At 39.6% G+C, this 25,898-nt stretch carries 23 protein-coding genes, 1 tRNA gene and 2 pseudogenes; 4 read left to right on the plus strand and 22 right to left on the minus strand.

The window, feature by feature from the left end:
• Window positions 1-154: 154 nt before the first annotated feature.
• The 12 genes and pseudogenes from V7K76_RS29970 to V7K76_RS30025 form a co-directional block, all read right to left on the minus strand.
• Window positions 155-655, minus strand: a complete 501-nt coding sequence (locus tag V7K76_RS29970) for a GNAT family N-acetyltransferase (protein WP_334777847.1) — start codon at window positions 653-655, stop codon at window positions 155-157.
• A gap of 204 nt (window positions 656-859) precedes the next feature.
• Window positions 860-3,874 carry a hybrid sensor histidine kinase/response regulator gene (locus V7K76_RS29975; RefSeq protein ID WP_334777848.1) on the minus strand — a complete coding sequence of 1,005 codons (3,015 nt, stop codon included), beginning with the start codon at window positions 3,872-3,874 and terminating at the stop codon, window positions 860-862.
• A gap of 159 nt (window positions 3,875-4,033) precedes the next feature.
• Complete coding sequence (locus V7K76_RS29980) at window positions 4,034-6,838, minus strand: methyl-accepting chemotaxis protein (RefSeq protein WP_335030343.1); 2,805 nt, start codon at window positions 6,836-6,838, stop codon at window positions 4,034-4,036.
• 60 nt (window positions 6,839-6,898) lie between these two features.
• Window positions 6,899-7,396 (minus strand): chemotaxis protein CheW, encoded by a 498-nt coding sequence (locus tag V7K76_RS29985; protein ID WP_334777850.1) that lies wholly within the window; start codon window positions 7,394-7,396, stop codon window positions 6,899-6,901.
• 4 nt (window positions 7,397-7,400) lie between these two features.
• On the minus strand, window positions 7,401-7,778 hold the full coding sequence (locus V7K76_RS29990) for a response regulator transcription factor (RefSeq protein WP_190890190.1): 378 nt from the start codon (window positions 7,776-7,778) through the stop codon (window positions 7,401-7,403).
• A 62-nt stretch (window positions 7,779-7,840) separates the two neighbouring features.
• Window positions 7,841-8,908 carry a response regulator gene (locus tag V7K76_RS29995; RefSeq protein ID WP_334777851.1) on the minus strand — a complete coding sequence of 356 codons (1,068 nt, stop codon included), beginning with the start codon at window positions 8,906-8,908 and terminating at the stop codon, window positions 7,841-7,843.
• A 636-nt stretch (window positions 8,909-9,544) separates the two neighbouring features.
• Entirely contained in the window at window positions 9,545-10,213 is a 669-nt protein-coding gene (locus tag V7K76_RS30000) for a hypothetical protein (RefSeq protein WP_334777852.1), read from the minus strand.
• Window positions 10,179-10,499: a hypothetical protein gene (locus V7K76_RS30005; RefSeq protein ID WP_334777853.1), complete on the minus strand. Its 321-nt coding sequence runs from the start codon at window positions 10,497-10,499 to the stop codon at window positions 10,179-10,181. Before V7K76_RS30005 ends, V7K76_RS30000 begins: the two co-directional genes overlap by 35 nt.
• 117 nt (window positions 10,500-10,616) lie before the next feature.
• Window positions 10,617-10,772: pseudogene (locus V7K76_RS30010) on the minus strand (hypothetical protein); the annotation flags it as partial.
• Window positions 10,773-11,107: 335 nt separating this feature from the next.
• Entirely contained in the window at window positions 11,108-11,455 is a 348-nt protein-coding gene (locus tag V7K76_RS30015; RefSeq protein ID WP_334777854.1) for a hypothetical protein, read from the minus strand.
• Between the two features lie 38 nt (window positions 11,456-11,493).
• The gene (locus tag V7K76_RS30020) at window positions 11,494-11,772 is read right to left on the minus strand and encodes a BrnA antitoxin family protein (RefSeq protein ID WP_334777855.1); all 279 of its coding nucleotides are present in this window, start codon (window positions 11,770-11,772) and stop codon (window positions 11,494-11,496) included.
• A complete protein-coding gene (locus V7K76_RS30025) occupies window positions 11,735-12,013 on the minus strand; it encodes a BrnT family toxin (protein WP_334777856.1) in 279 nt (92 codons plus the stop codon). The genes V7K76_RS30020 and V7K76_RS30025 overlap by 38 nt, the downstream gene beginning before the upstream one ends.
• A gap of 249 nt (window positions 12,014-12,262) precedes the next feature.
• Here V7K76_RS30025 and V7K76_RS34730 point away from each other — a divergent pair, with 249 nt between their 5' ends.
• Window positions 12,263-12,556 (plus strand): hypothetical protein, encoded by a 294-nt coding sequence (locus tag V7K76_RS34730; protein WP_442936252.1) that lies wholly within the window; start codon window positions 12,263-12,265, stop codon window positions 12,554-12,556.
• Between the two features lie 134 nt (window positions 12,557-12,690).
• On the opposite strand, the pseudogene V7K76_RS34735 reads toward V7K76_RS34730, so the two are convergent.
• The 5 genes and pseudogenes from V7K76_RS34735 to V7K76_RS30045 form a co-directional block, all read right to left on the minus strand.
• Window positions 12,691-12,834, minus strand: a pseudogene (locus tag V7K76_RS34735) (hypothetical protein); the annotation flags it as partial.
• 311 nt (window positions 12,835-13,145) lie between these two features.
• Complete coding sequence (locus V7K76_RS30030; protein ID WP_334777857.1) at window positions 13,146-13,286, minus strand: hypothetical protein; 141 nt, start codon at window positions 13,284-13,286, stop codon at window positions 13,146-13,148.
• A gap of 21 nt (window positions 13,287-13,307) precedes the next feature.
• Window positions 13,308-13,389 (minus strand) — tRNA-Leu (locus V7K76_RS30035).
• A 401-nt stretch (window positions 13,390-13,790) separates the two neighbouring features.
• Window positions 13,791-14,801, minus strand: a complete 1,011-nt coding sequence (locus tag V7K76_RS30040; protein ID WP_335030345.1) for a quinone oxidoreductase family protein — start codon at window positions 14,799-14,801, stop codon at window positions 13,791-13,793.
• Between the two features lie 259 nt (window positions 14,802-15,060).
• Window positions 15,061-15,855, minus strand: a complete 795-nt coding sequence (locus tag V7K76_RS30045; RefSeq protein WP_334777961.1) for an aspartyl/asparaginyl beta-hydroxylase domain-containing protein — start codon at window positions 15,853-15,855, stop codon at window positions 15,061-15,063.
• A gap of 116 nt (window positions 15,856-15,971) precedes the next feature.
• On the opposite strand from V7K76_RS30045, the gene V7K76_RS30050 reads away from it, so the two are divergent.
• A complete protein-coding gene (locus V7K76_RS30050; protein WP_334777859.1) occupies window positions 15,972-17,456 on the plus strand; it encodes an amidohydrolase family protein in 1,485 nt (494 codons plus the stop codon).
• A gap of 510 nt (window positions 17,457-17,966) precedes the next feature.
• Here the strand turns inward: V7K76_RS30050 and V7K76_RS30055 are convergent.
• The 4 genes from V7K76_RS30055 to V7K76_RS30070 form a co-directional block, all read right to left on the minus strand.
• The gene (locus V7K76_RS30055) at window positions 17,967-18,878 is read right to left on the minus strand and encodes a DUF4437 domain-containing protein (RefSeq protein ID WP_334777860.1); all 912 of its coding nucleotides are present in this window, start codon (window positions 18,876-18,878) and stop codon (window positions 17,967-17,969) included.
• A 78-nt stretch (window positions 18,879-18,956) separates the two neighbouring features.
• Complete coding sequence (locus V7K76_RS30060) at window positions 18,957-19,256, minus strand: protealysin inhibitor emfourin (RefSeq protein ID WP_334777861.1); 300 nt, start codon at window positions 19,254-19,256, stop codon at window positions 18,957-18,959.
• Window positions 19,257-19,451: 195 nt separating this feature from the next.
• The gene (locus tag V7K76_RS30065; protein WP_334777862.1) at window positions 19,452-20,531 is read right to left on the minus strand and encodes a M4 family metallopeptidase; all 1,080 of its coding nucleotides are present in this window, start codon (window positions 20,529-20,531) and stop codon (window positions 19,452-19,454) included.
• A 346-nt stretch (window positions 20,532-20,877) separates the two neighbouring features.
• Window positions 20,878-21,645, minus strand: a complete 768-nt coding sequence (locus V7K76_RS30070; protein WP_334777962.1) for a DUF429 domain-containing protein — start codon at window positions 21,643-21,645, stop codon at window positions 20,878-20,880.
• 151 nt (window positions 21,646-21,796) lie between these two features.
• On the opposite strand from V7K76_RS30070, the gene V7K76_RS30075 reads away from it, so the two are divergent.
• Together V7K76_RS30075 and V7K76_RS30080 are read left to right on the plus strand one after the other, a co-directional pair.
• Window positions 21,797-23,056: a glycosyltransferase family 4 protein gene (locus V7K76_RS30075; protein ID WP_334777863.1), complete on the plus strand. Its 1,260-nt coding sequence runs from the start codon at window positions 21,797-21,799 to the stop codon at window positions 23,054-23,056.
• A 170-nt stretch (window positions 23,057-23,226) separates the two neighbouring features.
• A complete protein-coding gene (locus V7K76_RS30080; protein WP_334777963.1) occupies window positions 23,227-24,093 on the plus strand; it encodes a calcium-binding protein in 867 nt (288 codons plus the stop codon).
• 333 nt (window positions 24,094-24,426) lie between these two features.
• Here V7K76_RS30080 and V7K76_RS30085 read toward each other — a convergent pair whose 3' ends face one another.
• Window positions 24,427-25,329 (minus strand): XDD3 family exosortase-dependent surface protein, encoded by a 903-nt coding sequence (locus V7K76_RS30085; RefSeq protein WP_334777864.1) that lies wholly within the window; start codon window positions 25,327-25,329, stop codon window positions 24,427-24,429.
• Between the last annotated feature and the right edge of the window lie 569 nt (window positions 25,330-25,898).

Raw genomic sequence — 25,898 nt, forward strand, 5'->3', positions numbered from 1 at the left:
AAATACGATATTGAAGTACCCAAATACGATATTGAAGTACCCAAATACGATATTGAAGTACCCAAATACGATATTGAAGTACCCAAATACGATATCGGAGTACCCAAATACAATATTGAAGTACCCAATTATAATTAATGCTTAATTTGTTAGCTTATTCAGGCGTAGGAAACACATAAATTGGTCTAACTCCCCTACATGCAAGGTTTTGCACTAAACAAGACCCCAACCCAAGGCGGCGATAATCCGGTTTAACATATAAAGATTTCAACAACGAATAACTACCTTTCTTAGACTGTATAGCATAAGCTACTAAGCGATTATTATGTTCTATTAGCAAAACTATTGAGCTATCTTGTCTATGAAAAATACTTGCAAGTTGTAAAGAGGAAGTTATTAATATTGAACTGCTTACTATTAGTGGAATTAATACTAAAGATATCAAAAAATCCTGAGGACTAATAGAACAATTTCCGATAATAATACATATAGCAGAGAGGAGTAAGAAAATACCTATTATTAAAAATAGAGCAAAAATAATTAAAAGTTTTAAACCATTAAAACTCACTAGAATAATTTGATATATTGCTGGAATGTCAATATTACGGGCTTGGCGAATAGTATAATCCGGTGGCAAAGATGAAGCTCTATTCATTTATGTAGTCTGCGCTTTTCATTATGCCAACCTCAATCCATCACTAATGTCAAAATCATCACGTAAGTACCCCAAATCTTGATTTAACATGAGTTCGACGGAACTAAAAAACGACACAAGGCAGTGCAGGCAAATCTTTTGGGCAAATGTCAATCGAGGATATCTAGCAAGCTTTTTGCCTTTTTCTAACCGTCGAATTCATGTTCAATTAGACGCGCCCTTTTCTGCTACAGTACGAATTATTTCTTCTAGCGTTTGGAGTAACTCTTGCTCATTATAAGGTTTAGAAAAGTAAGCTCTTGCCCCCAATTGCATCGCCAGTTGCCGATGTTTATTACTACTACGAGAAGTCAGCATTGCAACGGGAATATTTTTTGTGTCAACGTCTGAATTTACCTTACCTAAAAAGCCATAACCATCAAGGCGAGGCATTTCAATATCGCAAATTACCGCCTCAACTCTCAATCCACTATGGAGTTTTTCTAAGGCATCTTGACCATCTTTAGCTTGTTCTACTTGATACCCTCCTTTTTCAAGGGTCAGCGCTAAAAAGCGACGAACATTAATCGAGTCATCTACAATTAAAATTGTGCCTTTCTGCTTAACTGAAGCTGCTGACATTTTCTCTTCATCAAATATGAGGAACGGTGTCTTCAACCTTGCCGATGGTAATTGAGTACCTCTAGGAGTCTTCCGATTTGTAGCAATCCAATACAGCAACTCATTGATATTAACTAGTGGTACTACTCGACCATCACCGAGAATTGTGCAGTTGCTAAAACCTTCAGGTAAAGGTATATTTCCTTCGACTTGGCGAATAGCAACTTCCTGTTCACCCCAGCAACGGTCTATTTGAATAGCTACTAGCTGATTATTACCTTTGACTACTAACACGCTATTAGCATTAATCGCTGCTGGAGTTTCTAATTCTGAAGTATCGTAGCGCAGGCAATTAAACTCTAAATAACGAGTCAGGCGAATCAGTGGTAGCATTGTTCCTTGCCAATTTAGGACTTCACTACCTGCCATTTGGAAAACTCGCTCGTCTTGGAGTAAGGATATTTCTGAAATGACATCTGTAGGAAATGCCAATAGCATTTTGTTGATTTCTACTAGTAGAACTCGCGCCACCGAAAGGGTAAATGGTAATGATAGGGTGAAGGTAGTACCAACTCCTGGTTCTGTATCTACTTTCACATCTCCTCGAATCAGTTTGAGGTTGTTACGAACCACATCCATACCAACACCGCGACCAGATAATGCTGTAACTTGCTCGGAGGTGGTAAAACCTGGTTCAAAAATTAGTGATAATAGTTCTTCATCACTAGCATTAGCAAGTAGAGAAGCATCCAATCCCATTGCTAGGGCGCGGGTGCGAATTTTTTCTAGAGAAATACCCCAACCATCATCACGGATAGCAATCAAGGTGCGATTGCTGCGGTGAGTAGCTGTAATTTCAATTAATCCTTGTTCTGGTTTACCCAGAAGGCGGCGGGTGCTAGAGTCTTCGATACCATGATCGAAAGCATTCCTTAACAGGTGCATTAAAGGTTCATTTAAAGCTTCTAAAATGCTGCGTTCAATTAAAGTGTTACCACCTTCAATTTTTAACTGGACATTTTTTCCATACTCTACATTTAAATCGCGCAAGGCTCTAGGAAAACGTTCAATTAAATCAGACAGCGGCCGCATCCTGATGTGATTTAGTTTTGTTTGTAATTGTTTGGATGTTTTGTTTAATTTCCGAGCAATATTGTCTGTATCATCTACACTCAGTTGCACATCAGTTGTAACTTCCTGTACCTGAACAATGGTTTCCATAACTTCCTGCGATCGCAGGTTTAAATCGTTATAGCGATCCATCTCTAAGGTATCAAATTCTCTGTCTGTGTCTTGTGCTTTATGACCATTTTCAGCTTGTGCCCGTACCCCAGCCGCTTGAGTGGAAATTTTGTCGTAGGCTATACGTAAATCTTGGTTTTCGCGGTCGAGAACTTGGACTCGCTGGTTGAGGTTACGAACGAGTTTGCGTAATCTTTCTAGGTGTGAGTTTAACCCATTACGCTGAACAATCAATTCGCCAAATAAATCATTAATTTGCTCTAGTTGTTTGCTAGGAACTCTAACACTATTTTCATGAGTTTCCCGCTCTTTTACAACGCCATTTTGCTCTCCTTTGCCTTCGCCAAATTTAGCATCGGCAGAATTATCTTCTCTAGAAAAGATGGTATTATGTTCGGTGACATTGACACCATTTAACTCGTCAGCAAATTCTGCATCTACGAATGTAAAATTTGCTGCAATCGCTTCATCTTTAATCCAAGCTTCGGGAGTTATTTCGGCTTGCCAAACTGCTGTTGAAGCTGCTTCTGTGTCGAGGATATCTGTGGGGAGAAGCTGTGGTATTACTTCTGCTGGTAATAGTAGCGGAGATTGCGTATAACTACTTAAGTCAATTTCTGTCGGCAAGTTATCTAATTGATTTGTCAGCACTAAAGCTTGCGATCGCCGCCATGCTTGCAATGCTAACTGGGCAATTTCGGGAATGCGCGAGTTACTAACAGTTTCCAAGTGCTGCGTTACTGACTCACAAAGCTTGCTAAAAGCTGGCAACTGGAGCATTTCTCCTAAACCACCCAATTCAGCTGCCATGATGACAATTTCTTCATGCAGTCCGGGCTGTTCGCTATCTGTCAATATAGATTCTAGACGCTGCAAACACTCTTCTACTTCGGTGGAAAATAGCAAGGGAATAACGTCTTGGCCATCTTCTGGGGATAGCATAGTTGAGGCATCCTCAGGGGTGGGGTCGCCTAAGCGATCGTGCAACTCATCAAAAATTGGATAACAAAAAGTTGCTAACCACTGATCTTCGACAACATTCCCTTCAGCAAGTAATTCGACAATCTGACGCAGCCAGTCAACTCCAGATAGCAATAAACTTTGTAACTGAGTATCAATTTCTAAAGAATTTTTTTTAGTTTTTAAAACTTTAAAAGAATCTTCCAGACGGTGAGATAAATCACTGAGCGATCTAAATCCCATCATCCCCGCGCCACCTTTAATAGAGTGAGTGGCGCGGAGTGCAGCATTAATTTTATCTAAATCGATACGGTTACTAGTATCGATTTCCAACAATACCCCTTCTAAGGTATTTAAGTAATCAGTTGCTTCTTCCAGAAATTGCATCTGGATTTCTAATTCTTTGTCTTGTGGCATGGTTTTTATCCTTAGTCATTGGTCAATCAATTTTGGATTTTAGATTGCGGATTTTAGATTTTTTTCAATCCAAAATCTAAAATCTAAAATTTGCATGGTCATTCGTCATTCATCACTAGCAAATCGCAAAGGACAAATGGCAAATGACAAATGACAAACTTAACTAACTTTGAAAGCCTCGACAGTCTCTTGCAACTGCTGCGAAATTTCCACAGTTTGTTGCAGAGATTCGGAAACTTGGCGAGAAGAATCGCTGGTACGTTGTGATATAGCAGCGATATCTTTCATGAATTGGCTAACACTTTGGGATGTTTCAACCTGAGATGCAGTTGCATGGGAAATTGACTGCACTAAGGAGTCAATTTGAGACGATACATCCAAAATTTCACTCAGACTTTGTTTAGCCTCCTCCACAATGCGAGTCCCTTCTACCACTTGGGTAGTGCCTATTTCCATCGCCTGAACCACTTCACTGGTTTCTCGTTGGATATTTTCAACAATTTGTTCAATTTCTTGAGTTGCGGCGGCACTTCTGACTGCTAGTTCGCCGACTTCTTCGGCCACGACGGCAAATCCTTGACCTTCTTCACCTGCACGTGCGGCTTCAATACCGGCGTTGATGGCAAGCAAGTTGGTTTGAATAGCGATTTGGTTAATTAAGGAAACTACGCGAGAAATTTGTTGCGAAGATTCTCCCAAACGTTTCACTTTCTTAGCAGTTTCACCCACGGTTTCCCGCAAAGACAGAATATTTTGTACTGTCAAATCCATTGCGTGTCCGCTCTTAGTAGCGGTATGAGCTGCGTGGTTGGCAACAAAGGCAGCTTTTTCGGCACTTTCGGCTACGGCTTTCATCGATTGAGTCATTTGATCAACAGCATCCAGGGTGCGGTTGATTTCGGCAGCTTGGGTGAGCGCTTCTTCTGCTAAGTGGCGGATGGCTCCTTCGTTTGAGCCAATGGCACTATTCACATGGATGGCAGCTTGTTTAACTTGGGTAACAATATCCCGCAGGCTTTCCACAATGGAGTTGAAAAAGTCGGCAACAGTGCCGATTTCCCCGGCGGTTACGTCTGCGCGCACTGTCAAATCGCCTCTGGCTGCACCTTCTACATCGTTGAGTAGTTGTAAAAGTTGTTGTTGCAGTATTTCGTCTGAACCACTTACAGTAACATTTCTGACTTTTTCTATTTCTTCTAATAGCTTGGCTTGTTCTAAGGCATAGCCGACTTGAGTTGCTATTTGTTGAAATAAGTCAATTTCTGGCTGTTGCCAAACATGAGGAGTTTCGCAATGATGAGCAATTAATAAGCCTAAAAGTTTCTCTTGAGCCAGAATCGGTACGATTAAATGAGCTTTGACAGCAAATTTTTCCAAAAGTTGGATGTAACCGTCAGCATTTGTCAGGTTTTGGTCTTGATGAATGTTGGCAACTGCTTGCACCTCTGCATCACGATCAGTTTTTAGATAATGTTCTCGGAAATAGGGGTCATAAATTTGCACTCCCAGCATTTCCGGCCAATTACCAGTTACCGATTCCGCAACGACAGCGCCAGCTAAAGTATCTGGATTCAGACTATAAATAATTACCCGGTCTGTTTTTAGCGATCGCTGAACTTCTTTGACTGCTGTATGATAAATATCTTCAGTTTTCAGAGTTTTCCGAATCTGTAGGGTAATATCTGCTAGTAATTTTACCCCTTCAACGTCGAGTTCCTGTTCCTTAACTATGACCTGCAATTGTTCGGCCATCTGGTTGATATTTGCACTCAATACCCCTAATTCGTCTTCTCTTTCGATTTGCAGACGGGTATTGAATTTACCTTGACCTAGTTTTGCTAATGCCGCAGTGGCATTGAGAATTGGCTGTGTAGTCAGGTTCGCTAACCAAGATGCGATCGCAGCTACAATCAATGCTGTCGCTGCTGTACCGATGGCTATAATCCACAACAATTGTCTTTGCGGTTCAAATACAGTTGCGGTATCTGTGGATAAAAGTACCTGCCAATTTAAATCAGGTAAGCCATCTACCGTACTAGCTGGTACGTAGCTGACCAATTCTTGTTTTTTCTCAGTTTTGGGAACTTCTATAAAACTATTTACCTTTTTAGCTGCCAGCAGTTTCGGTAAACTAGAATACTCTTCCTTAGCATCTCTCCCCAATAATTCCTTTTGGGGACTCAAGAAAACTGTTCCCGAAGCATCGAGCAACTGGTATTGTTGACCATTGGCTACGTAGTTTTTGATGACTTCCTCTAAAGATTTTACGGGCATACGTGCTTGTACCACGCCAATAGTTTGCCCCGTCCTTGTCTCTTTCACAGGTGCAGCTAGATAAATACTCACTACATCAGTATTTTTTGCTGCTTCCGGTTTACTGATAACAGGAGTATCTTTTTGTAAAGCGTCTTGAAAATAGGTACGATCTTTTGGATTTTCCAAGGGTTCGCCTGTGGACTGCACAATCAAGTTACCTTGGCGATCGAAAACAGCAATACTGTCATAAGCTTTGTAGGCTTGGACAATACGATCCAGGACTGCTTGCTTTTGTTGGGTAGTGACACTAGTTTGGGGACTTGTCAAAAATAGCAAACTTGATATCACCTGCATATCTCCGTAGCGTTCCAGCATAAAGCGGTTAACTTTATCACTTAAGCCAGTGGCTTCGGCTTGTTGAGATTGGGTAATTTGCTTAGTAATAGATTTGTTGGCAAAACCAAAAGCGATCGCACCGATGCCCAATATTGGTATTGTACCGATTGCGATCGCTAAAATAGTCGCTTTCTTAACCAATCCCAGCTTTGTAAAAAAGGCAATACTCTGATTTGAAGAAGAATTATTAGCACTTTTGGTAGTCAGCTTAGTTGGTAGCTTTACTACACCCCCAATGGCTTTTTGGGATGAAATCAGTGATGCTCGATTTTGAGCGCCATTACCTTGATTCGTGTTGGTTTTATTAAACATAAAAATAGTTCTCCTAAGTATGTGAATAAGAACACTAAAAATCTTTTTTAGTAATACACTCTAATCACTGCGGAGAATAGAAGATTGTACAATCGCCTGTGCATCTAATACCAGTAATATTTCTTCCTGTTGCACAACACACCCACATAAATAAGGAACTAAACTAGATGCCACTTGTCCTATAGGAGAATGAATATCATCAACGATGAACTTGGTTGTACCTTTGATTTCTTGTACAACTAAGCCTAACGCTAATGACTCCACTTGGATAACGATTACATTGTATTGTCGCAGCCGATAATCTAGGGATTCTAAATTGAGCATTCTTGGCAAATCAACTACCCAAATTATCCGACTCCGCCAATTCATTAATCCTAAGATGCAGGGCTGCATATTGGGCATTGAGGTGATAGATTCAATGGGCACGAGGATAGCTTCTTGTGTATGCCTCATTGATAAAACAGCAGTAGTTTGTTGATTTAGCTGAAACTTCAGATAACCATCTACTAAGTTCTTTTGGGTTGTTTTTTCAGGAAGAGTAATGTTTGTACTAGTCATTGATTCAAATTACCACTGATTTAATAGTACGTAGGAGATGTTCGCGGGTATAAGGCTTAGTTATATAGGCATCTGCACCTTGCCTCATCGCCCACAAACGGTCAATTTCTTGATTTTTGGAACTACAAACCACAATCGGCACTTTTGCAGTAATTGGATTTCTTCTTAGATAACGACACAATTCAAATCCACTCATTTCTGGCATGACGACATCAGTAACAATCGCATCTGGTTTTTCTAACACAGCTTTTTCTAAACCTTCTTTTGCACCACTTGCCTTAATTACGTTGTAACCACTTTCTTTGAGATAATGGCTCATTAATTCCAATTCACTGGGAGAATCTTCTACAATCAGAATTGTGCCAAGCAAAGTCAGACTCACTATTAAATCTCCTAAAAAAATAAATTAAACGTATTTTGTTATTTTTATTTACCTTCTTGAAATCAACCAAGATGCTTGAAAACCATTTTTAGCAATTCTGATTGTGTAAAAGGCTTGGTCAAATATCCTGACGATCTGACAATTTTAGCCTTTGCTCTGTCGATAAATCCTGTTCTACCAGTCACCATAATAATTGGTGTATTTTTAAAAGCTGAATGTTTCCGTAATAAGGAACATAGCTCATAACCATCTAAACTTGGCATTTCAACATCTAGCAAAATCAGGTCTGGTTTACTCCGCAGAATTTGCATTAAAGCTTTTACCGGATCGTTGATCGTTACAACTGAAAATGTGTTTTCATCCAAAAAGTGTTTGATGGAATTCAAAACTGTTTGGCTATCATCAATGCAGGCAATTGTATATAGTTTTTTGCCAACAGGTGGCTGACTAATTTTATTATTCTCAGGAATATCAAAATTGATTGGTATCGGCAATTTTTGGCCAATTTTTATTTGCAGTTGTGGCTGAACTTGAGTCGCTTGTGTTGCAGCCAAAACTTGAGAACCCCCACCAGCCGGAATTGATGACTGGATATTTTGCCGATTTCTTAATTGCTTTTGACAGTGTTCAACAAGTAACCGTAAATCCAGGCGACAGAACTTTGGTAATCCATCCAAAGAGCTTTCAGGGCTAAATTCATAGCTACCTTCTTTTAAACACAGAAATGATTCCAGCACTTCTTTTGCCAATTCGTCTATCAGGCTTCCTGCTTGCACAGAGGTAATATAGTCCTGATTTACTAGCCAACAAATAGCTTGGTAATCCGCATTTGGTATTGATTGATGTTCACTCTTCGTCTCAAACATCAGCCGCATCTGCACACGAGTGGCGCTGTTGAGAGCAGGAATTTGCTGACTCAATCGCCGCAAGTGACTGTCAAGACGCTCAAACAGTTTATCTGAATAGGAGGCATAAGTAAGTTTACCGTCCTCTAGATAGATTGACCAAGAAACTATCCCGGTAAATATGCTTAAGCACCCTGTAGCACGCCGACTGGTTAATTGTGCCAACAGAGATAGCGGATGTAGTTTCTGGAACAACCTGTAGCTACCTATAGGAGTTGTGCTCATTTTGCTTTTACTTCAGCTAAATTCGATACGTGTAAGCTAAATTCGTGCAGAGTTATTCCACAAATTAAAGTTAAGTAAAAGGCTTCAAAGTTTTGTATTTTAAAGTACACAATTTTGACCTCTAGGATTTGTGGTGAAACTCAACGAAAGCCGCTTTATATTCAAATGCTCAAATCTCAGTAAATTCGTAAATTGTTATTAATTTACTTCCTGTTACTGAGATTTATAAACATTCTGGAAAAATAAGACATAGAAATGTCAAGACTAGATGAAGCCACTTTCCATTGAGTAACCCCATTCTGACCACAGGAATAATACTGATTTTCTTAAAATAATATCTTTGAACTTCTGTATTTACACTTAAGTAAAATCTACTCTCTAAGGATATGAGTACTAAATGAAGCCACTTTCTATTAAGTATCCCATTCTGACTACAGGGATAATACTGGTTTCTTTGGTAAAAATAAAACAGACTTGAGAAGATCAGAGTTAAAATACTTTAGGCAAACTTTTATACTTAAGTAACATTTTACTGCTTTGGCAGAGATGTTTGTCCAAAAAATTTGCGCGATCGCACAGTAAGTTTATTCCTACTGTGGATGTTGTGCGAGTTAGGATAACTTGTTCTAACCCCACTTACTTTCCTTTTGTTCCCTTCCGTCTGAGTTGAATACACAAACGCGCCACTAAACCAAAAAAGGCGACAGCTAGAAAACTCCACAGCAAGGATAACACTAGGGGAGAAATTAGGTACTTGAAATTAGTCGGTGCGAAGGGTTTATCTATGTGTTGGGTGACGACACCAGAAACTATTGCACCGCCACCAAAGGCTATACCTAGTACTTGGATGGTGTTTTCTAAAGAGCGATCGCGTTTGGCTTGTTCTAACTCTACTATGCCGCGAATTATGCCAATCATCTGGTCAAAGAGGTTTTGACCGGGAGTAAGATAAGCTAAGTTGGTGTTGATTTGTTCGACAAAGGTATCTTCAGCTAGTTCTAGAAAGTTGGACAAAAATTCTAAATTATCTGAGTCAATGCCTATTTTATTTAGCTTGTCAAGATATAAACGATAGTTTTTAATATTAGTTTGAATTGTAGTTCTGTGCAGTTCTAAATCTCTTAAATAATCAACATAATTAAAAGAAATTTCTGGTATTTCCTGAAGCCATTGATTGAAATTATCAAATTTTGAATCTATAGAGTTATTTTTTTGCTCTTTAAATTCTTGTTTATACCTTTCCAGCTTATAATAAGCTGATCTAGCTTGTTCATAACACCATTGACGAACTTTGTTGAATCTCATTAAGTATATTCTTTTTATCAAGTTCGTATCTGGGAATATTTGTATTTGCTTGCTTATCTCCTGGCGCTCTTGCTACTATTTCCTCAAATTCTACTTTTGCGAAAGCTTCATCTACGTTATCATGTTTTGACAGCCAATCTGATCTAGCATTGGATAAAGATTCAATGTCATCAGGTTGGTTATTAATCAATTTTATTAGTGTAATTATATCCTCTTCTGAAAATAGAAAAGATTGAGTATTCAGCAGATGGATAAAAATATTAACAGTTATTTCATAATCAAACATTATTATTCTCCTATTTGCCAACAGCAGTAAATGCAGCCCAATGAAAGGGAGAGTTGAATGGTTGCTCTTCAGTCATATTATTAATTTGACGACGTATCTTTCCTTTCTTAGTGCTATCTAACGCCAATTTTTTACCCATTCCTGCAATTCTTCTTTAATAGCATCCCGCAACCAACGCTGGGCTTGATTCATAGCAAGTGGTATTGACATATCTGTAGCATCTTTTAAAATTTGAATGAATTTAATCATCAAAAAGGATGTTGATAAATCGTTTACCGTCCATAAACTACTTACAACACTGCTACTACCTGCATAGAGAAAACCACTAGGTAAGCTTGTTCAACTAAATTGCGGGTTTTACTACGTTCAACATATTCAATCGCTTCATTTTTTGTGAGCATCCACTTTTGGAATAAACACCGGGCGATTGGAAATCGCGGCTACACAAACGAAGTCCGCCTACGCGGACTCTCTGAAACCCGCGCAGGCGGGTTTAGTTTGTATAGCCCCAGACTTCTAGTCTGAGAGGCTGTTTGAAAAGTCTAATTTAATACCAGCCCTGGCGATTAGAAATCGCTGGCTACACAGACAAAACCCACCTCCGTGGGTTAAAAACCTTGATTTTGTGTTAGTCCGCGGAGGCGGACTTTGCCTGTGTAGTAGCGAATTATATTCGCCCAAAACTTTTCAAACATCCTCTGAGGGCGATCCGCCAAAAGTGGATGCTCCCCATTTTTTCTACCTAGTTCTAGGCAAACTTCCACCATGCGGCTATAAACTGTGTTAAACTGTTGTGCTTGTTTGCGTTTGCTTTCTTCTCCAGATACTATTTCTTCTCGTAAAGATTCTATAGTGGCAATGGCAGACTCAAAAGTATTGTGTGCTAAATAAAACTGGTTTGCGTCTTGGTAAGCAACTCCCAGTCCCCACAAAGTTTCTGCATAGTTTTGAGGCAAAGCTTCTCTGGTTCTGACAGTTAAAGCAGCAGTAATTGTTACACTGCACTCTGTTCGTCAGAGTTTTCGATGTAACGACGTAAAACAGAGTTGATTAAGGTTTTATATTCTCCGCTTTGAGCTTGAAACCACTCTAGTATATCTGGCTCAATCTGTACCAATTGCTGTGCTTGAGGTGCAGGAACTCGGAGAGTAGCTTTCTGAAAAAAATCTTCTGTCAATGGTGGAATGTCAGAGTAATCAATTTCTTCATCGTTCATAGACTCCAGTGCTGTCCAGTTAGTACGAGAGGTATTTCTCAAGTTTTTGTCGCTCATAACGATTTGCCCTTCGTGCTGAAATGATCCGAATCACATTATTTTTGCGTTCTGTCCAAACTACAACGGCTACACCGTTGCCGAGGAAACCTATACCGAACCAACGGTCTTCTGCGTAATCAAAACGATCATCTAACTCAATTAGCATTGGACTTTCAAACATCTTAGGAACATCGGCGAAGTCAATCTCATGTTTGCGAAGATTCTCTAAATTTTTCGCCTCATCCCACTCAAACTGCATGAAAATTTAGACACGCTAATTGAACCATCTCTATTATCCGGCATTATATCCCAATACGCTTGGTGTTAGAGATAAAAACTTACGGGGAAGCAAGCTACGCGCAGCCCCTCGTAAAGAAGTGAGGGCTACGCCAACGCATTTATAGATTTGGGGTAATCATTTGTTATTTCGGGGTACTCATTTGTTATTTCGGGGTACTCATTTGTTATTTCGGGATATGCATTTGTTATTTCGGGATATGCATTTGTTATTTCGGGGTACGCATTTGTTATTTCGGGATATGCATTTGTTATTTCGGGGTACGCATTTGTTATTTCGGGGTACGCAATTGTTATTTCGGGGTACGCAATTGTTATTTCGGGGTACGCATTTGTTATTTCGGGGTACGCATTTGTTATTTCGGGGTACGCATTTGTTATTTCGGGATATGCATTTGTTATTTCGGGGTACGCAATTGTTATTTCGGGGTACGCATTTATAGATTTTGTGATTACTGTTGCTGATTGTACTTATTCTCAAACAACAAATCGATATGACAAATGAGTAAAAACACAGGCAAAGTCCTAATTATTTTGTTGAACTTTTAATGAAATAAATCCACAAAACTACCCATCTCAGGTAAAAGGATACTCCACTATGTTGAAAAAGGAATTATTAAAAAAGGATGTATTATGTCTTTAAAAACTCGTGGCTCTGCTGCTATTGAAAAAGCCCAACTTCGTCTCGCCTTGCTTAAATCTATTGAAATCTTCATCTAAACATTCATCCGCAGTAAAGGGAGAGTCTACGCCAAGAGTATCAAGCGAGAAACCAGTTTCATCACTGACTTCTTTTCTTGCATCTTGATAACACTCAGTCCAAACTTTCTGGAAATATACTTTTTTAAACTAGGACTATCCTTAAAAGTTCTTGTCAATCTGCGGCGATGTTCTCTAATATACATCTCCAGAAATTAAATATGCGTCACCCATAACCCTTGTATAGATGTAGCACTGCTACGTCAAAACAATTCTTTTTCGGAGATGTCTAATAGTTACTTTCCAACTATTAGAACGTTTTTCTAACTGGTATAGGACTTACGCACGCTCTACGAGATAACAAAATCTCTAGCAACCCGATTTGATTTTTGATATTATGCAAGAAGTATAGCGATCGCAAAGTTAAAAAACACAGATAATAATCTTCTTACATCGGTAGAATCTATATCTATCAACTCTCCTGATTGCAGTTGAGGATGAATTAATTCAAAAACTGCATGAGCCAACAGACTCATGCAGTTTTCAGAAATCAAAAATGCGGATAAAAGGACTTGAACCTTCACTCCTTTCGGAACTAGAACCTAAATCTAGCGCGTCTGCCAATTCCGCCATATCCGCATCAGTTTATAATATTACCATAAGAAATTATTTTTGGGAATAGGGAGTAGGCATTAGTGTCAACTTAACGTGAAACCGCTTGTCCGCCGAGAATTGAAATTCCCGTATAATAGCTAAAGTCATCTGAAGATGACTAAATATCGCCAAAAATCTCCAGTCTACTTCAGTAGACTTAAGCTAAAAGCCCGATAATTTATTTTTGAAGTAATGAGTAATGAGTAATGAGTAATGAATATTACTTATTACTCATTTATTTATTTCCGGGCGGGCATGGAAGCCAACAGATAAGCTATTTCCAGCTTAAGTTGACACCTATGGGCACTGCCGTGCCCCTACACATTGCGGTATAATATTACACCTCATCTGAATGGGAACCGCTATATAAGCTAATACTGTGTTACTTAAAATCTCACAACCACTTTGCCACAATTCTGACCACTGAGGAGATATTGTATAGCATCGGGTATGGATTCTATACCTTGAAACTGGGTTGGGTCAACGGCAACTTTAAGTTTGTCTGTATAATACAGGTTTAAGAGGTGATCGCGTGCCTCTGGCATATATTCTTTATAATGAGCCATGAGAAAGCCTCTCACGGAAGCTGCTTTCCAAAATAGTTGGTGATAAAGGCGTGGCTGTGTAATTTGTTCAACATTATTTGCGTATTCTGAGATAAAACCAACTACTACTAAACGTCCCCGCACTGCCAAGTTCTCAACACAAGTATCAAATACTGCTTTACCTACAGACTCAAAAATCAAATTAATCCCATTGGGGTATTCTTGCTTGAGGACTTGATTGAGGTTTTCTGTGCGATAGTTGATAATGCGATCGCACCCTAATTCTCTCAGTAATTTTGCCTTCGCCTCAGAACTACAAGTACCAATGACATGATTCCCAGCTAGCTTTGCCAATTGCACCGCAATATGACCAGTTCCCCCTGCTGCTGCTGTCACTAAAACCACTTCATTACTTTTCATCTCCCCCACTTGTTCCAGTGCCACCAAAGCTGATACACCTGTAGGTATTAGTGTTAGCAACTCTGGCATTGCTTCCCGCACCTTAACCCCTAAGTTTGCATTGATAACCTGATATTCTCGATAGCCGCCACCACGCGCTGTAGTTACTACAGCATCACCTATTTGAAAATCTTTGACATTTTCACCGATAGCGACAACTTCCCCCACAGCTTCCACACCTAAATCGAAGGGAGGAATTAAGTTAATATAATATGGAACATCACCACGGCAAAGTAAAGTGTCAAAGCCACCGTTAATGCCAGCAAATTTGTTTTGAATTAAAATTTCATTAGCAGCAGGTTTGGAAATAGGAATTTCGACAATTTCAACAGCAGATTTAAAATCTGGATTCAGTTGTTTGGCTCTTAACTTTTTGTAAGTTTTTAAATTCATTGGTAGAAGTAATTAGGCGCAAATTATTTGAAGCTATGTTGATAAATATAAATGTAGTCGCATGGCAAGCTTAAAATAGTGCATTAGATGTAGGTTGGGTGGAGCAGAGCGCAACCCAACATATAATATCAGGATGTTGGATTACGCAAAGCCTCCACCCAACCTACAATTTTTTTACAACATTTTAGCCTTGCCACGCCAGTAGAGTGCGTTATGCTTTCAGCTAACGCACCATCAACTCAGGGGCATTACACTCAGCTTATAAAGCTTTATCCCACTCTAATTGATGAGTTAAACCGTACTTGATAAAATCTTCTACTTTCGCTTTATCACTTTTACCAAAAACACCTAAGCTGTAAGGATTCTCTTGCATACGCTGGGTGACTTGCTCGTTCTCAAATTGGATAACTTCTGCTCTTGGTTTATCCGGCTTAAAAAAGTCTATAACCAAAACAGTTCTATCATAATTAGTGTAATTATGCGGGCAGTGTGGATAGCTATGATCTAAAACTAGAAATTTGCCTTCATGCCAATAAAGCTGCTCATGGCAAATTTTCATAGCGACATCTCCCTCTGGTACAATCAATCCTAGATAGCCACGATTTGTATGAGGGTTGTAGTTCACGTGTAGCTTGATATCCAAGCCTGGATGGAATGTCCCAAAATACACATTTCTGATGATTTCATCATCATCAAAGTTGACTTTTTCTATTAATTTCGCCAAAGTTGGGAAATATTTTTCTCTTAAGGCAAGTGCTTTTTGTGATGCTTCTTCTGACCCATAATCAGGATATTTTATTTGATGTACTTGAATATATTTTTCGATAAACATACCTTGAAATAAAATCCCAAAAGCACTGTATTTGGCATCACCCTTGGTCTTAATCGTTTTACTTTTAGGGCCAAGAATATCGTAAGCCAGTTTTAAATCCTCATTAGATGCCTGTTTAATAAAGTGTGTCAACTCGTCTCTAATTGCTTGCCAGTTATCTTGAAAACTTTTGAGAAAAGTAAATTCCTTTGGGTCTATATGATACTCATTAAAACTTTCCATTGTCTTTTCTCCTGAAGCTGATTTCATGAAAAACCGTTATATGATAATGGGATTTGGTCTTCGTCCCGATTCGATGTTGGAATTCCTGAGTAACTCATTTTAGTGTGAGGTATACTGTGTCAGAAACTCCCGTATTAGATCAAATTATCAAAAATGTGCGGGTAGTTCGTCCCCATCAGGATGCAATCGAACTACTTGATTTAGGCATTAAGGATGGAAAATTTGCTCAGATTGCCCCTAATATTAGCCCAGACACAGGCAAAAAGGTATTTGATGGCAAAAACTTGCTGGGCTTTCCTGGAGTCGTAGATGCCCACATGCACATCGGTATCTATCAACCCCTCGATAAAGATGCTGTGACTGAAACCAAAGCAGCTGCAATGGGAGGCGTAACTACTAGCTTAAATTACATCCGTACAGGGCAGTATTATCTTAACAAAGGCGGTTCCTACCGTGATTTTTTTCCAGAGGTGTTGGCCTTATCCGCAGGTAATTTTTTTGTAGATTATAGCTATCACATTGCACCTATAGCTAGCCAGCATATCGATGAAATACCTCTATTGTTTGAGGAACACGGTGTCTCTTCGTTTAAAATCTTCATGTTTTATGGCGGCTATGGGTTACATGGTTTGTCAGACCAGCAAAACCTCTTTTTGATGATTAATAAAGAGGAACGGTACGATTTTGCCCATTTTGAATTTATTATGCGTGGTCTAACTCGCTTGATGGCAGAACATCCAGAAGCGCGAGATACTATTAGTTTGAGTTTGCACTGCGAAGTTGCAGAAATTCTCAACGCCTATACCAAAATAGTTGAAAATGATTCTAGTCTTAGTGGATTACACGCTTACAGCGCAGCGCGTCCACCTCATTCCGAAGGTTTAGCAATTTGCATTGCTTCTTATTTGGCAAATGAGACTAACTGTGCAAATATCAATTTGTTGCACCTAAGTTCGCGTAAGGCAATGGAAGCAGCTTTGACTATGCAAACTGCTTTTCCTCATATCAATTTTCGGCGAGAAGTTACTGTCGGACATTTGTTATTAGATGTAGATACTCCTAATACAATTTGGGCAAAAGTAAACCCTCCAATACGTCCTCGTGCCGATGTAGAATACTTATGGCAAGCAGTACTCAATAATCAAGTAGATTGGATAGTTAGCGACCATGCTTGCTGTTCTGCTGAACAAAAAAGAAGTGCTAAAGACCCGAATAATATTTGGTTAGCAAAGTCTGGTTTTGGCGGTACAGAATATTTACTTTCTGGTGTATTTAGTGAAGGTAGTAAGCGAGGAATGTCTTACAACCATATCGCTAAATTACTATCTTGGAACCCATCGCGGCGCTTTGGTTTGTTAGAAAAAGGTGATATTGCTATTGGCTATGATGCTGATTTTGTATTAGTAGACCCCAATGAAAGCTTTGTGGTACGCGCGGCTGAGTCAGAGTCACAACAAGGTTATACACCTTTTGCAGGAATGGAGTTAACTGGAAGGGTAAAAAGTACCTTTTTACGGGGAAATTTGATTTACAACAATGGAGAGGTTCTAGGTTCACCTATTGGGCGCTATTTAAAAAGACCTTCTAGAATGTCCACATAGAGACCTTGCTAACACAATAAATACGGTTCATATCATGTCTGGTAAATTACTTGTGATATTTCATTGCGAGTGCAACGTAGTGGAACGTTCGCGTAGCGTCTCGAAGAGAAGCAATCACAAGGTCTCTGCGATTGCTTCACTCCGTTCGCAATGACAAGCGTTCAACTGGACATGATATCAGTTAAGGGCTACTGGCAACAATTTTGGTTTTCGAGACGCGATAAATCGCCGTCTCTACAAGTGTTTTGTTGCTCATTCTGAACTGTATTGGTTTATAAACTGTTGTCTATCGTAAATTAAAGGGTTTAAGAACCTGCAATCTACATGTAGTACCCATTTCAGTCGGGGTTTGTCTTGAGAAATCGCTCCACTTGGGATGCATCCCAAGACCGCGTTTCTCGCTAAATCACTGTCTGAAATGTCTTTAATTTTGAATTTTGTTAGCGCAGCGTTAGCGAGTCCGCGTTCGCGAAGCGTCTCGTAGAGAGCGTCATTTTGAATTTTGAATTGTTAATAGTGTGGATATGACAATACTGTTCCAATCTTTGACAAATCCCTATCGACTCGGATAAGGAATAAGCAACCATCATCTGTTCTGTGCCAAGGAACAATAGTAAAACTAGAAACATACCCAAACCAATCTTTTGCAAATCGAAAATCCCCTATATCACAGTATCCAGCCAAGCAATATGATTCTTCATTATAAGATTGAATCATTGAATGCCTGCCATCATAATGTGGCAAGATACCAAGCAACCATACTCCACCTCCGTTACTATCTTTTCTTAAGTACTTTTTTTTAGATACTTCAAATTGAACTGTATCTGTCTTAGTCCACGGTAGCAATTTACTATCCAATGCAGGGATGAAGTCACGCAATTTAGCATCTGGATGATCGTTTATTGCATTTTGATATTTTAATGGAATCGGGCCGTTTTCCATCCAGAGTATTTCAACTTCTTCATTACCTAGCACTTTCCAAGGGCCTACTTTCACTCCTGCGGGAATAAAGGAATAGCTATGCTTGTTTAATTGCCACTCACCAAATTGAATTGCACCCCTGAGTACAAAAATCTCTAAATCGGCAGTAAAGAAGCCAGAAGGTGCTTCAAAATGAGGCGGTAAAACTACTTTTGAAGTGGATGCACCAGAGTTATTCCATGTTAGCGATCGCCTACTACCAAATGGTACATTATCTGGCATTCCAGTCACTCGCCAACCGTGTTCTAATGGTAAGATACTTGTATCAAAAAAATGGTATTGACGAGGTAGATACTTTTCAGAGATGGCTGTATGCCTTCCTGATAGGTTCATGCGCCCTCTACCATCTCCACCCCAATCCTCTTTTACAGATTCTAGATGTAAAAAATCATCAGTTTGGTTTTCTTCTGCGGAATTAAAATTTATATTCTCTTCACCCACAACTTCACTTTTTCCTGTTGAATTTTAGATTGTGTTAACTGGATTTTCTTCTAAAAATTCAATTGCTAATTCAGCAAATTACCTTTTCTGTCCTACGGTTTGGAACCATTCAATTAGAGGTCTTAAGGTTCCTGGCAATGCTGACTCGCTGACAGTCACCGTATGCTGTTTACCGTTGTCTTCTACTGTTAACTTATACTGAAAGCGATCGCTCTCTTGATTTGGTGAGGTAATTAGTTCCGGTAGCCTAAATAAATCAGCGACTTCCACCAGTCGGGGGAGTGTCGCGGCTTCATGTGGCGGGAGAGTTTCTGTATCAACGGTTGTCTTCTTGCTGATGCCGGCAAAGCCGCCGGTGCGTTCAAATGATACTCGCATTTTTTTTGCTCTCTGTTGTGTTATTTAGTTGAGATAAATACAAAAATTGGGAGATGATTGTTCTCACCTCCCACTTTAGCAACAACAAACAATAGATTAATCAGTCCTGAGTACTGACTACTTACAGACACGATAAATCGCGTCTCTACTCATAACTCTTGTACAGATGCGATTTATCTCGCGTCTCTCCTAAATCTAAATAACTCCTACTTTTTGCCAAGCATTCTGCACAGCTTTCTGCTCATCACTGCCACTACCGTAGAGTTCGCCAGCAACCTGAATAGTGACGTTGGCAGCTGTTTTAAAATCTGCTTTGGCATTTAAGCGATCGCGTAAAGTTACATACCAGATTTTACCAGCTTTTTCCCAGGCATAGCCATCAATCTCAACCGCAGCTAGATAAAAGGCATAGTTAGGGATTCCTGAGTTGATATGTACCCCGCCGTTATCATCAGTACCAGTATACTTATCTTTCACATGGGCTGGTTGGGGATCTTTACCCAATACTGGATCATTATAAGCTGTTCCTGGTGCTTTCATGGAACGGAGGGCAACACCTTTGATAGTCGGTACCAAAAGACCTTCACCAATCAGCCAATCTGCCTCTTTTGCTGTATGATTGTTGATTTTTTGTTTCACCAAGGAACCAAAGACATCAGAAAACGACTCATTCAGTGCGCCTGGTTCGCCATAATACTGCAAACCAGCTTCATACTGAGTTACACCATGAGTTAACTCATGCCCAATCACATCAATTGACTTGGTGAAGCGTTGAAACAGTTCTGCATCGCCATCACCATAAACCATTTGGTCGCCGTTCCAAAAGGCATTGTCATATTTAACGCCATAATGCACGGTAGAGTCTAAACGTAGTCCTTTGTCATCAACGGAATTGCGATCGAATATCTCATGAAACAAGTCATAGGTAGCACCCGCCGCATCATAAGCTTCATTCACTGATGGGTCGCTGCTGGGGGGGTCTCCCTCACCACGCACCAGCGTACCAGGGAGTTGCTGTCCATTTTTGGCGTCGTAGATGGTGCGGCGCTTCTCACCCGGAGAAGGCGCAAACGAGATATTACCTACGACATTTCTTCGTCCCAAAAATTGCGCCGAAATATTTAATGTATGAAAAGCCCAAGTACGCTGCTGGGGATTGCCATTCACCACGACATTTTTTAGCATGTGGGGCGGGACAATACAACAAATAGGACATCTAGAGTCAAGTGAATGCTCATCCTTGAACCGGGCTGATTTCTTTTTATTTCGAGCCATCCAAGATATTCTCCTTTTAAAACTAAGTGATGGCAAACAGCGGCTTTAACTCCACTGGAGAAAGGAATAGAAAAACGAATCCCAATTGTGTGCCCCTGGTTTCTTTTCTGAAGTAACTTTTCTACTTTGTATTTTATTTGTCGATGATTGATAGTACCCTCATCTGGTACTTCTGATGGGGAAATATTGGATAAAAACACAAAGCAAGCTTAATTACCGCAAGTTTTAGGCGAAACCCTTGTGTCATAAATTCGCCTGTGCCTTTTCATAAAGCTCTTTTAAACTCAAGTTAGAACTAACTCCTTGCATAAAACTTCCTCGACTTAAATCTTAGGATATTACAATTTTAGGATAATATTCTCTGCGGGATGACAATGTAGCCTGTGGTGCGATCGCCTAATACCAAATTACGTTGTTCTCCCCAATACCACCAATAAGCAGCAATGTAAGCGCAAATTAAGCTATCTAATTGATCTTCAACTGCTTTGAGTCCTGCGCCTGTGGTGGGGATTTCGGAAGGAAACGTAGACGCACCAGCGGCTTGCCGTAGGCTACCGCAGAGGCGCAGAGAACACAGAGGAGGAGAAAGAGAGGGGAGGATATCGAAAAGATAATTTTGGAGTTTGATTAGTTCTAGGCGGCGATCGCTGAGGCGGCCTTTTTTGTATTTGAGGATGCGTTCTAAGTTGAATAGGTTAACAATTGCTGGGTGGGGAAAGACTTCTATTTGATATCTGCCAAGTTTTTGCGGTTCGATGGTGGGGGCGTGTAGATAGCCGCGTGATTCTAATTCTAAGCCAAAGTTGATAGTGCGATCGGCGAAAGGTAGGTTTTGATTAGCTGGGTAGCATCCCGCATGATATTTACCAAAGTACTTGTGGCTGAGTTTGTCGGGGAGACGACTCCCAGTAGCGTTGGGTATGAGGGTAGGTGCATCTACGGCGATGATAGCTGGTTCATCTGGCTTGATAGTGCGATCGATCCAGGTGAGGACATCTGCAATGGCATCTTTGCGGTCTAAATCGAGTAGTTGCAGTTGTCCATCTATCCATTCTAAAGAGCATAGTCCACTTGGTTGCGATCGCCAGCCTAAATCAATGCCAATAAATTTCATGGTCATAACACGAATTTGCGATTATTTTCGCATTTTCGGGCAACCATTTACCTAAATTTACTTGCTGAAAATCGTGATGAATAATCTTATAATCTTAGGCAGCTTGTCTTAATTTATTTTATCTGGCAATAAGTTAATCAAGATTATTCCAATGAAAATTTTATTTTTACATCCCAATTTCCCCTCACAATTTCGCAACCTAGCCATAGTTTTAGGTAAAGATCCTAATTACCAAGTCGTCTTTGGGACAAATCGTCGTGAAGGTGAAATACCTGGCGTTTATAAAGCTATTTACACGCCTTCTCGTGAAGCGGCTCCCCAAACCCATCACTACGTTCGTAATCTGGAAAATGCTGTTCTTACCGCTCAGGCCGTCTATCGGGTGGGAGAAAAATTAAAAGCAGAGGGTTTTGTTCCAGATATAGTTTATGGTCATTCTGGTTGGGGGCCGACTTTATTTATGAAAGATGTTTTCCCCAAAGCAGAATTATTGTGTTATTTTGAGTGGTTTTATCATGCTCACGGTTCGGATGCAGATTTTGATCCAAATGAACCACTGAATGCTGATGATGAATGCCGCATTCGCGTGAAAAACGCGCCGATTTTGACTGATTTATATAGCTGCGATCGCGGTCTTTCTCCGACGAATTGGCAGCGTCAGCAGTTCCCTAAAGAATATCATCGGAAACTCACTGTAATTCATGATGGTGTTGATACCCAATATTTTGTTCCCAAACCAGGCGCAAAGTTAGTTTTACCAAGAATAAATCTGGATCTTTCCCATGTCGAAGAGTTGGTAACTTATGTAGGACGGGGGATGGAACCTTATAGAGGTTTTCCGCAGTTTATGGAAACAGTGGCGCTACTTCAGCAGCGACGACCTAAGTGCCATGTAGTAGTTGTGGGAGAAGATCGGGTTGCTTATGGTAAAAATCTCCCCGATGGAAAGACTTATAAACAATTAATGCTAGAAAAATTATCTTTGGATTTATCGAGGCTACACTTTACAGATAGGCTTCCTTACAATGAGTACCTTCAGGTTTTACAAGCTTCCTATGCTCATGTTTATTTAACCCGTCCTTTTGTATTATCTTGGTCAATGTTAGAAGTAATGGCAGCAGGATGTTTACTAGTAGCTTCTAAGACTTCGCCAGTATTAGAAGTTGTACAGGATGGTGTGAATGGACTGCTAGTAGATTTCTTTTCTCCCGATAATATTGCTAATCGAGTTGAAGAGGCGCTGAATAATCCTCAAGAGATGAGTGCAATTCGTGCAAATGCGCGAGAAACAATTCTGAAGCGTTATGATTTAGCAAAACTGTTACCACAACATTTGCAATGGATGTTCGCTGGTAAAAATTCTGATAGTTTGAAAAAGCGCCCAAATTCTAAAGGATTTGGTAGAAATTAAGTAAATTCGTTATTAGTCATTAGCCTCTTGTATAAATATTTTTGTTTCAAGCAAACGCGCAAATAAAAACCTGAAAATAACGACTTTTGTAAGAAGCATATTAATTATTTATTCGTTATTGGTAAATAACTAATGACTAATGACTAATGACTATAAAAGCGATATTTAAAATGCGAATTATTTTTACCATTGCCCATTTTTTCAAACCTAGCGGTGAGGGTCGTCATGCTTCCCAACGCAAAGACCCACAACCTCGTTTGCAGGCATTAACTACAAGCCTTACTACCTTACACCAATTATTTGGTAAATCTCAAAGTATCATCAATATTGCTCAACGACTAGCTTTCCCTGCCAATCAGCCACAGTCTCACGAAATCGATATTGTTATTTGTACAACTAAAGATAATCATCTTCTAAATCAGCTTCCCTTACCATCCCATTTATATAGGCATCATTCTAGCAATGCAGAACCTATGCTTTTAGGATTTGAATGTCAAGCTGTTCTGCAAAGTTTTCTTGGTCAATATGATTACTACTGTTTTCTTGAAGATGATTTAATTATTCATGACCCTTGGTTTTTTATCAAATTAAATTGGTTTACCCAACAAACAGGTGATTTAAATTTGCTCCAGCCAAATCGTTATGAAGTGTCCTCCCATGCTTTAGTTTACAAAGCTTACATTGATGGAGATTTGGCTTTACGAGTAACTGCTCCTTTTCAAAATGTGCAACAGCAACAGGAACTCAATGGTGCAATTATGAATGCACCAATTACCTTTCGTCGTGCCCTCAATCCTCACGCAGGTTGCTACTTTTTAAATGCAAATCAGATGGCTCAATGGGCTAATCAAGCCTATTTTCTCGACCGGGATGTTAGCTTTGTTGGGCCTTTAGAAAGCGCTGCTACTTTAGGAATTATGAAGACGTTTCAGATTTACAAAACCTCACCAGAGCAAGCAAGCTTTTTCGAGATTCAGCACTTTGGTACAGGATTTCTGGGGCTAATTGGCGGACAAGTAGGTTTGGTAGAAAGGTAGATTTAATTCAAGAGTTTGACTATCTTTATAAGTCATTTGATTCCTGAAAAAATCTAAGTATAAGTATATGTAGTAGTGTGGCAAGACTAAAATGTTGTAAAAAATTGTAGGTTGGGTGGAGGCTTTGCGTAACCCAACATCCTGATATCTGTTGGGTTGCGCTCCGCTCCACCCAACCTACGTCTAATGCACTATTTTAAGCTTTCACACCCTAAGTGTATTTCAACAATCAAATAGGAGTCGTATATCTTTAGTTGCTATTTTATAGTTTTATATGAATAAAAAATAGGGTGGGCATTGCAATGCTCACCCTATTAATAGCTACAAACTTATTTAAGCATGTTGTTTTTTCTTGCGAAGCTGTGGAAGTTGGCTGGCCATAAAACTCAAACCTGTTAAGAGTAAACCAATTGTACCGGCTGATTCTGGTACAGACTTGAGATCGCCATTGATAGCTATTCCATCATTACCGCATTCTAAGAAGATATTACTAACATAATTACCATCGCCTATTAAAGCCTTATCAAAGGAAAAGCCAATTGTGTATTGCCCAGTGGCAGAAAAGTTACCAAAATTTAGTCCAGCAGTATTGAGTTGCTGATCGTTGAGTATGGAGATATTGCCAACTTTCGTACCTGACCCAATGGCGTTGAGAATCGGTGTATTATCCCAAGTAGGATTCTGAGCGACATTAGAGCCGTAGTAATAGTTGTAAACGTCTTGTGTGGTTGCTAGGTCTGTGCCTTGAGTATTATCCTGACCCCAGCCCCAGTCGTAATACCACTTCAAGTTGCTGTAGCCTCCATGTTGTGTAGTGATACTCTTTGCTTGGACTCCTTGGTAAACTCCTGTTGTCAAGCTATTGTCATAGTCAGCAAACCTCACACCAAAAAGCTGACCACTTTGACTAGCTGTTTGGAAGTCTTGACCTGAGAAATTGAAGAATAAGTCGCTCCAACCAATATGCACTGAATGACCCGGATTCCAGTAGTCATCGGAATCGGTTGTGCCACCTAGAGGCATCCCGCCTGTAAGAGCAACATAGATTTTGTCACCTGAGTCTTTGATCGCCATGCCTTTGATATCAAAAACCGAACCTCCAGAACCATCTTGGAAGGAATCAATACTATAGTTCCATCCATCGACGAGTTGTCCGGCACTTGCTTGTTGATTAGATAGACTCAGGAGGCTTACGCTGATGGCTGTAGTGGCAAGAAGAACTTTTAGAGTTTTCATATTTATGAGAATATCTCCGATTAGGCAATGATTTTTTATCTGTGAAAAGCCTAACCAAACTTATGTAAATTCTGTAGTGTTCAAGATGATTTGTTTTCAAAAAATCTCGTAAATTATTTTGCTTATTCATCTCTAAAAACTCAGTATTGTACTTAGTTACTCAGATTGTAGTAATTTCGTTATTTCATCTATGAGATAATTTAATATCTGTTAATAACGTGTAAATATGTAAGGTTATGATATAAAAATATGTGTTTTTAATAAATCATTAATTATTTTATTGTTATATCCTTGATTTCAATTAGATTGGTATGTTTTATTAGTAGGGTTTTTTGGGTTTATACGTAGAAGCGACTACCACGCCAAAGAGTAGGATATAAAGAGAACGTGAGTTCGACTTACATAGCGCCCATCTAATTGTCCGTAAAAAACAGACCACTAAGAGATTTTACTAAGCAAAACCTTCCCTCTCCGATGAGTGGCTGCTACAGTTCTGGGTTTCAAGAGAAACAAGAAATAGTTAGGATGATCAAAAGTTTTCTCGCTTCAAATTAACACCTCCTTCACAT

Origin of the sequence: Nostoc sp., from assembly GCF_036917975.1 — a bacterium.
GTDB lineage: Bacteria > Cyanobacteriota > Cyanobacteriia > Cyanobacteriales > Nostocaceae > Nostoc.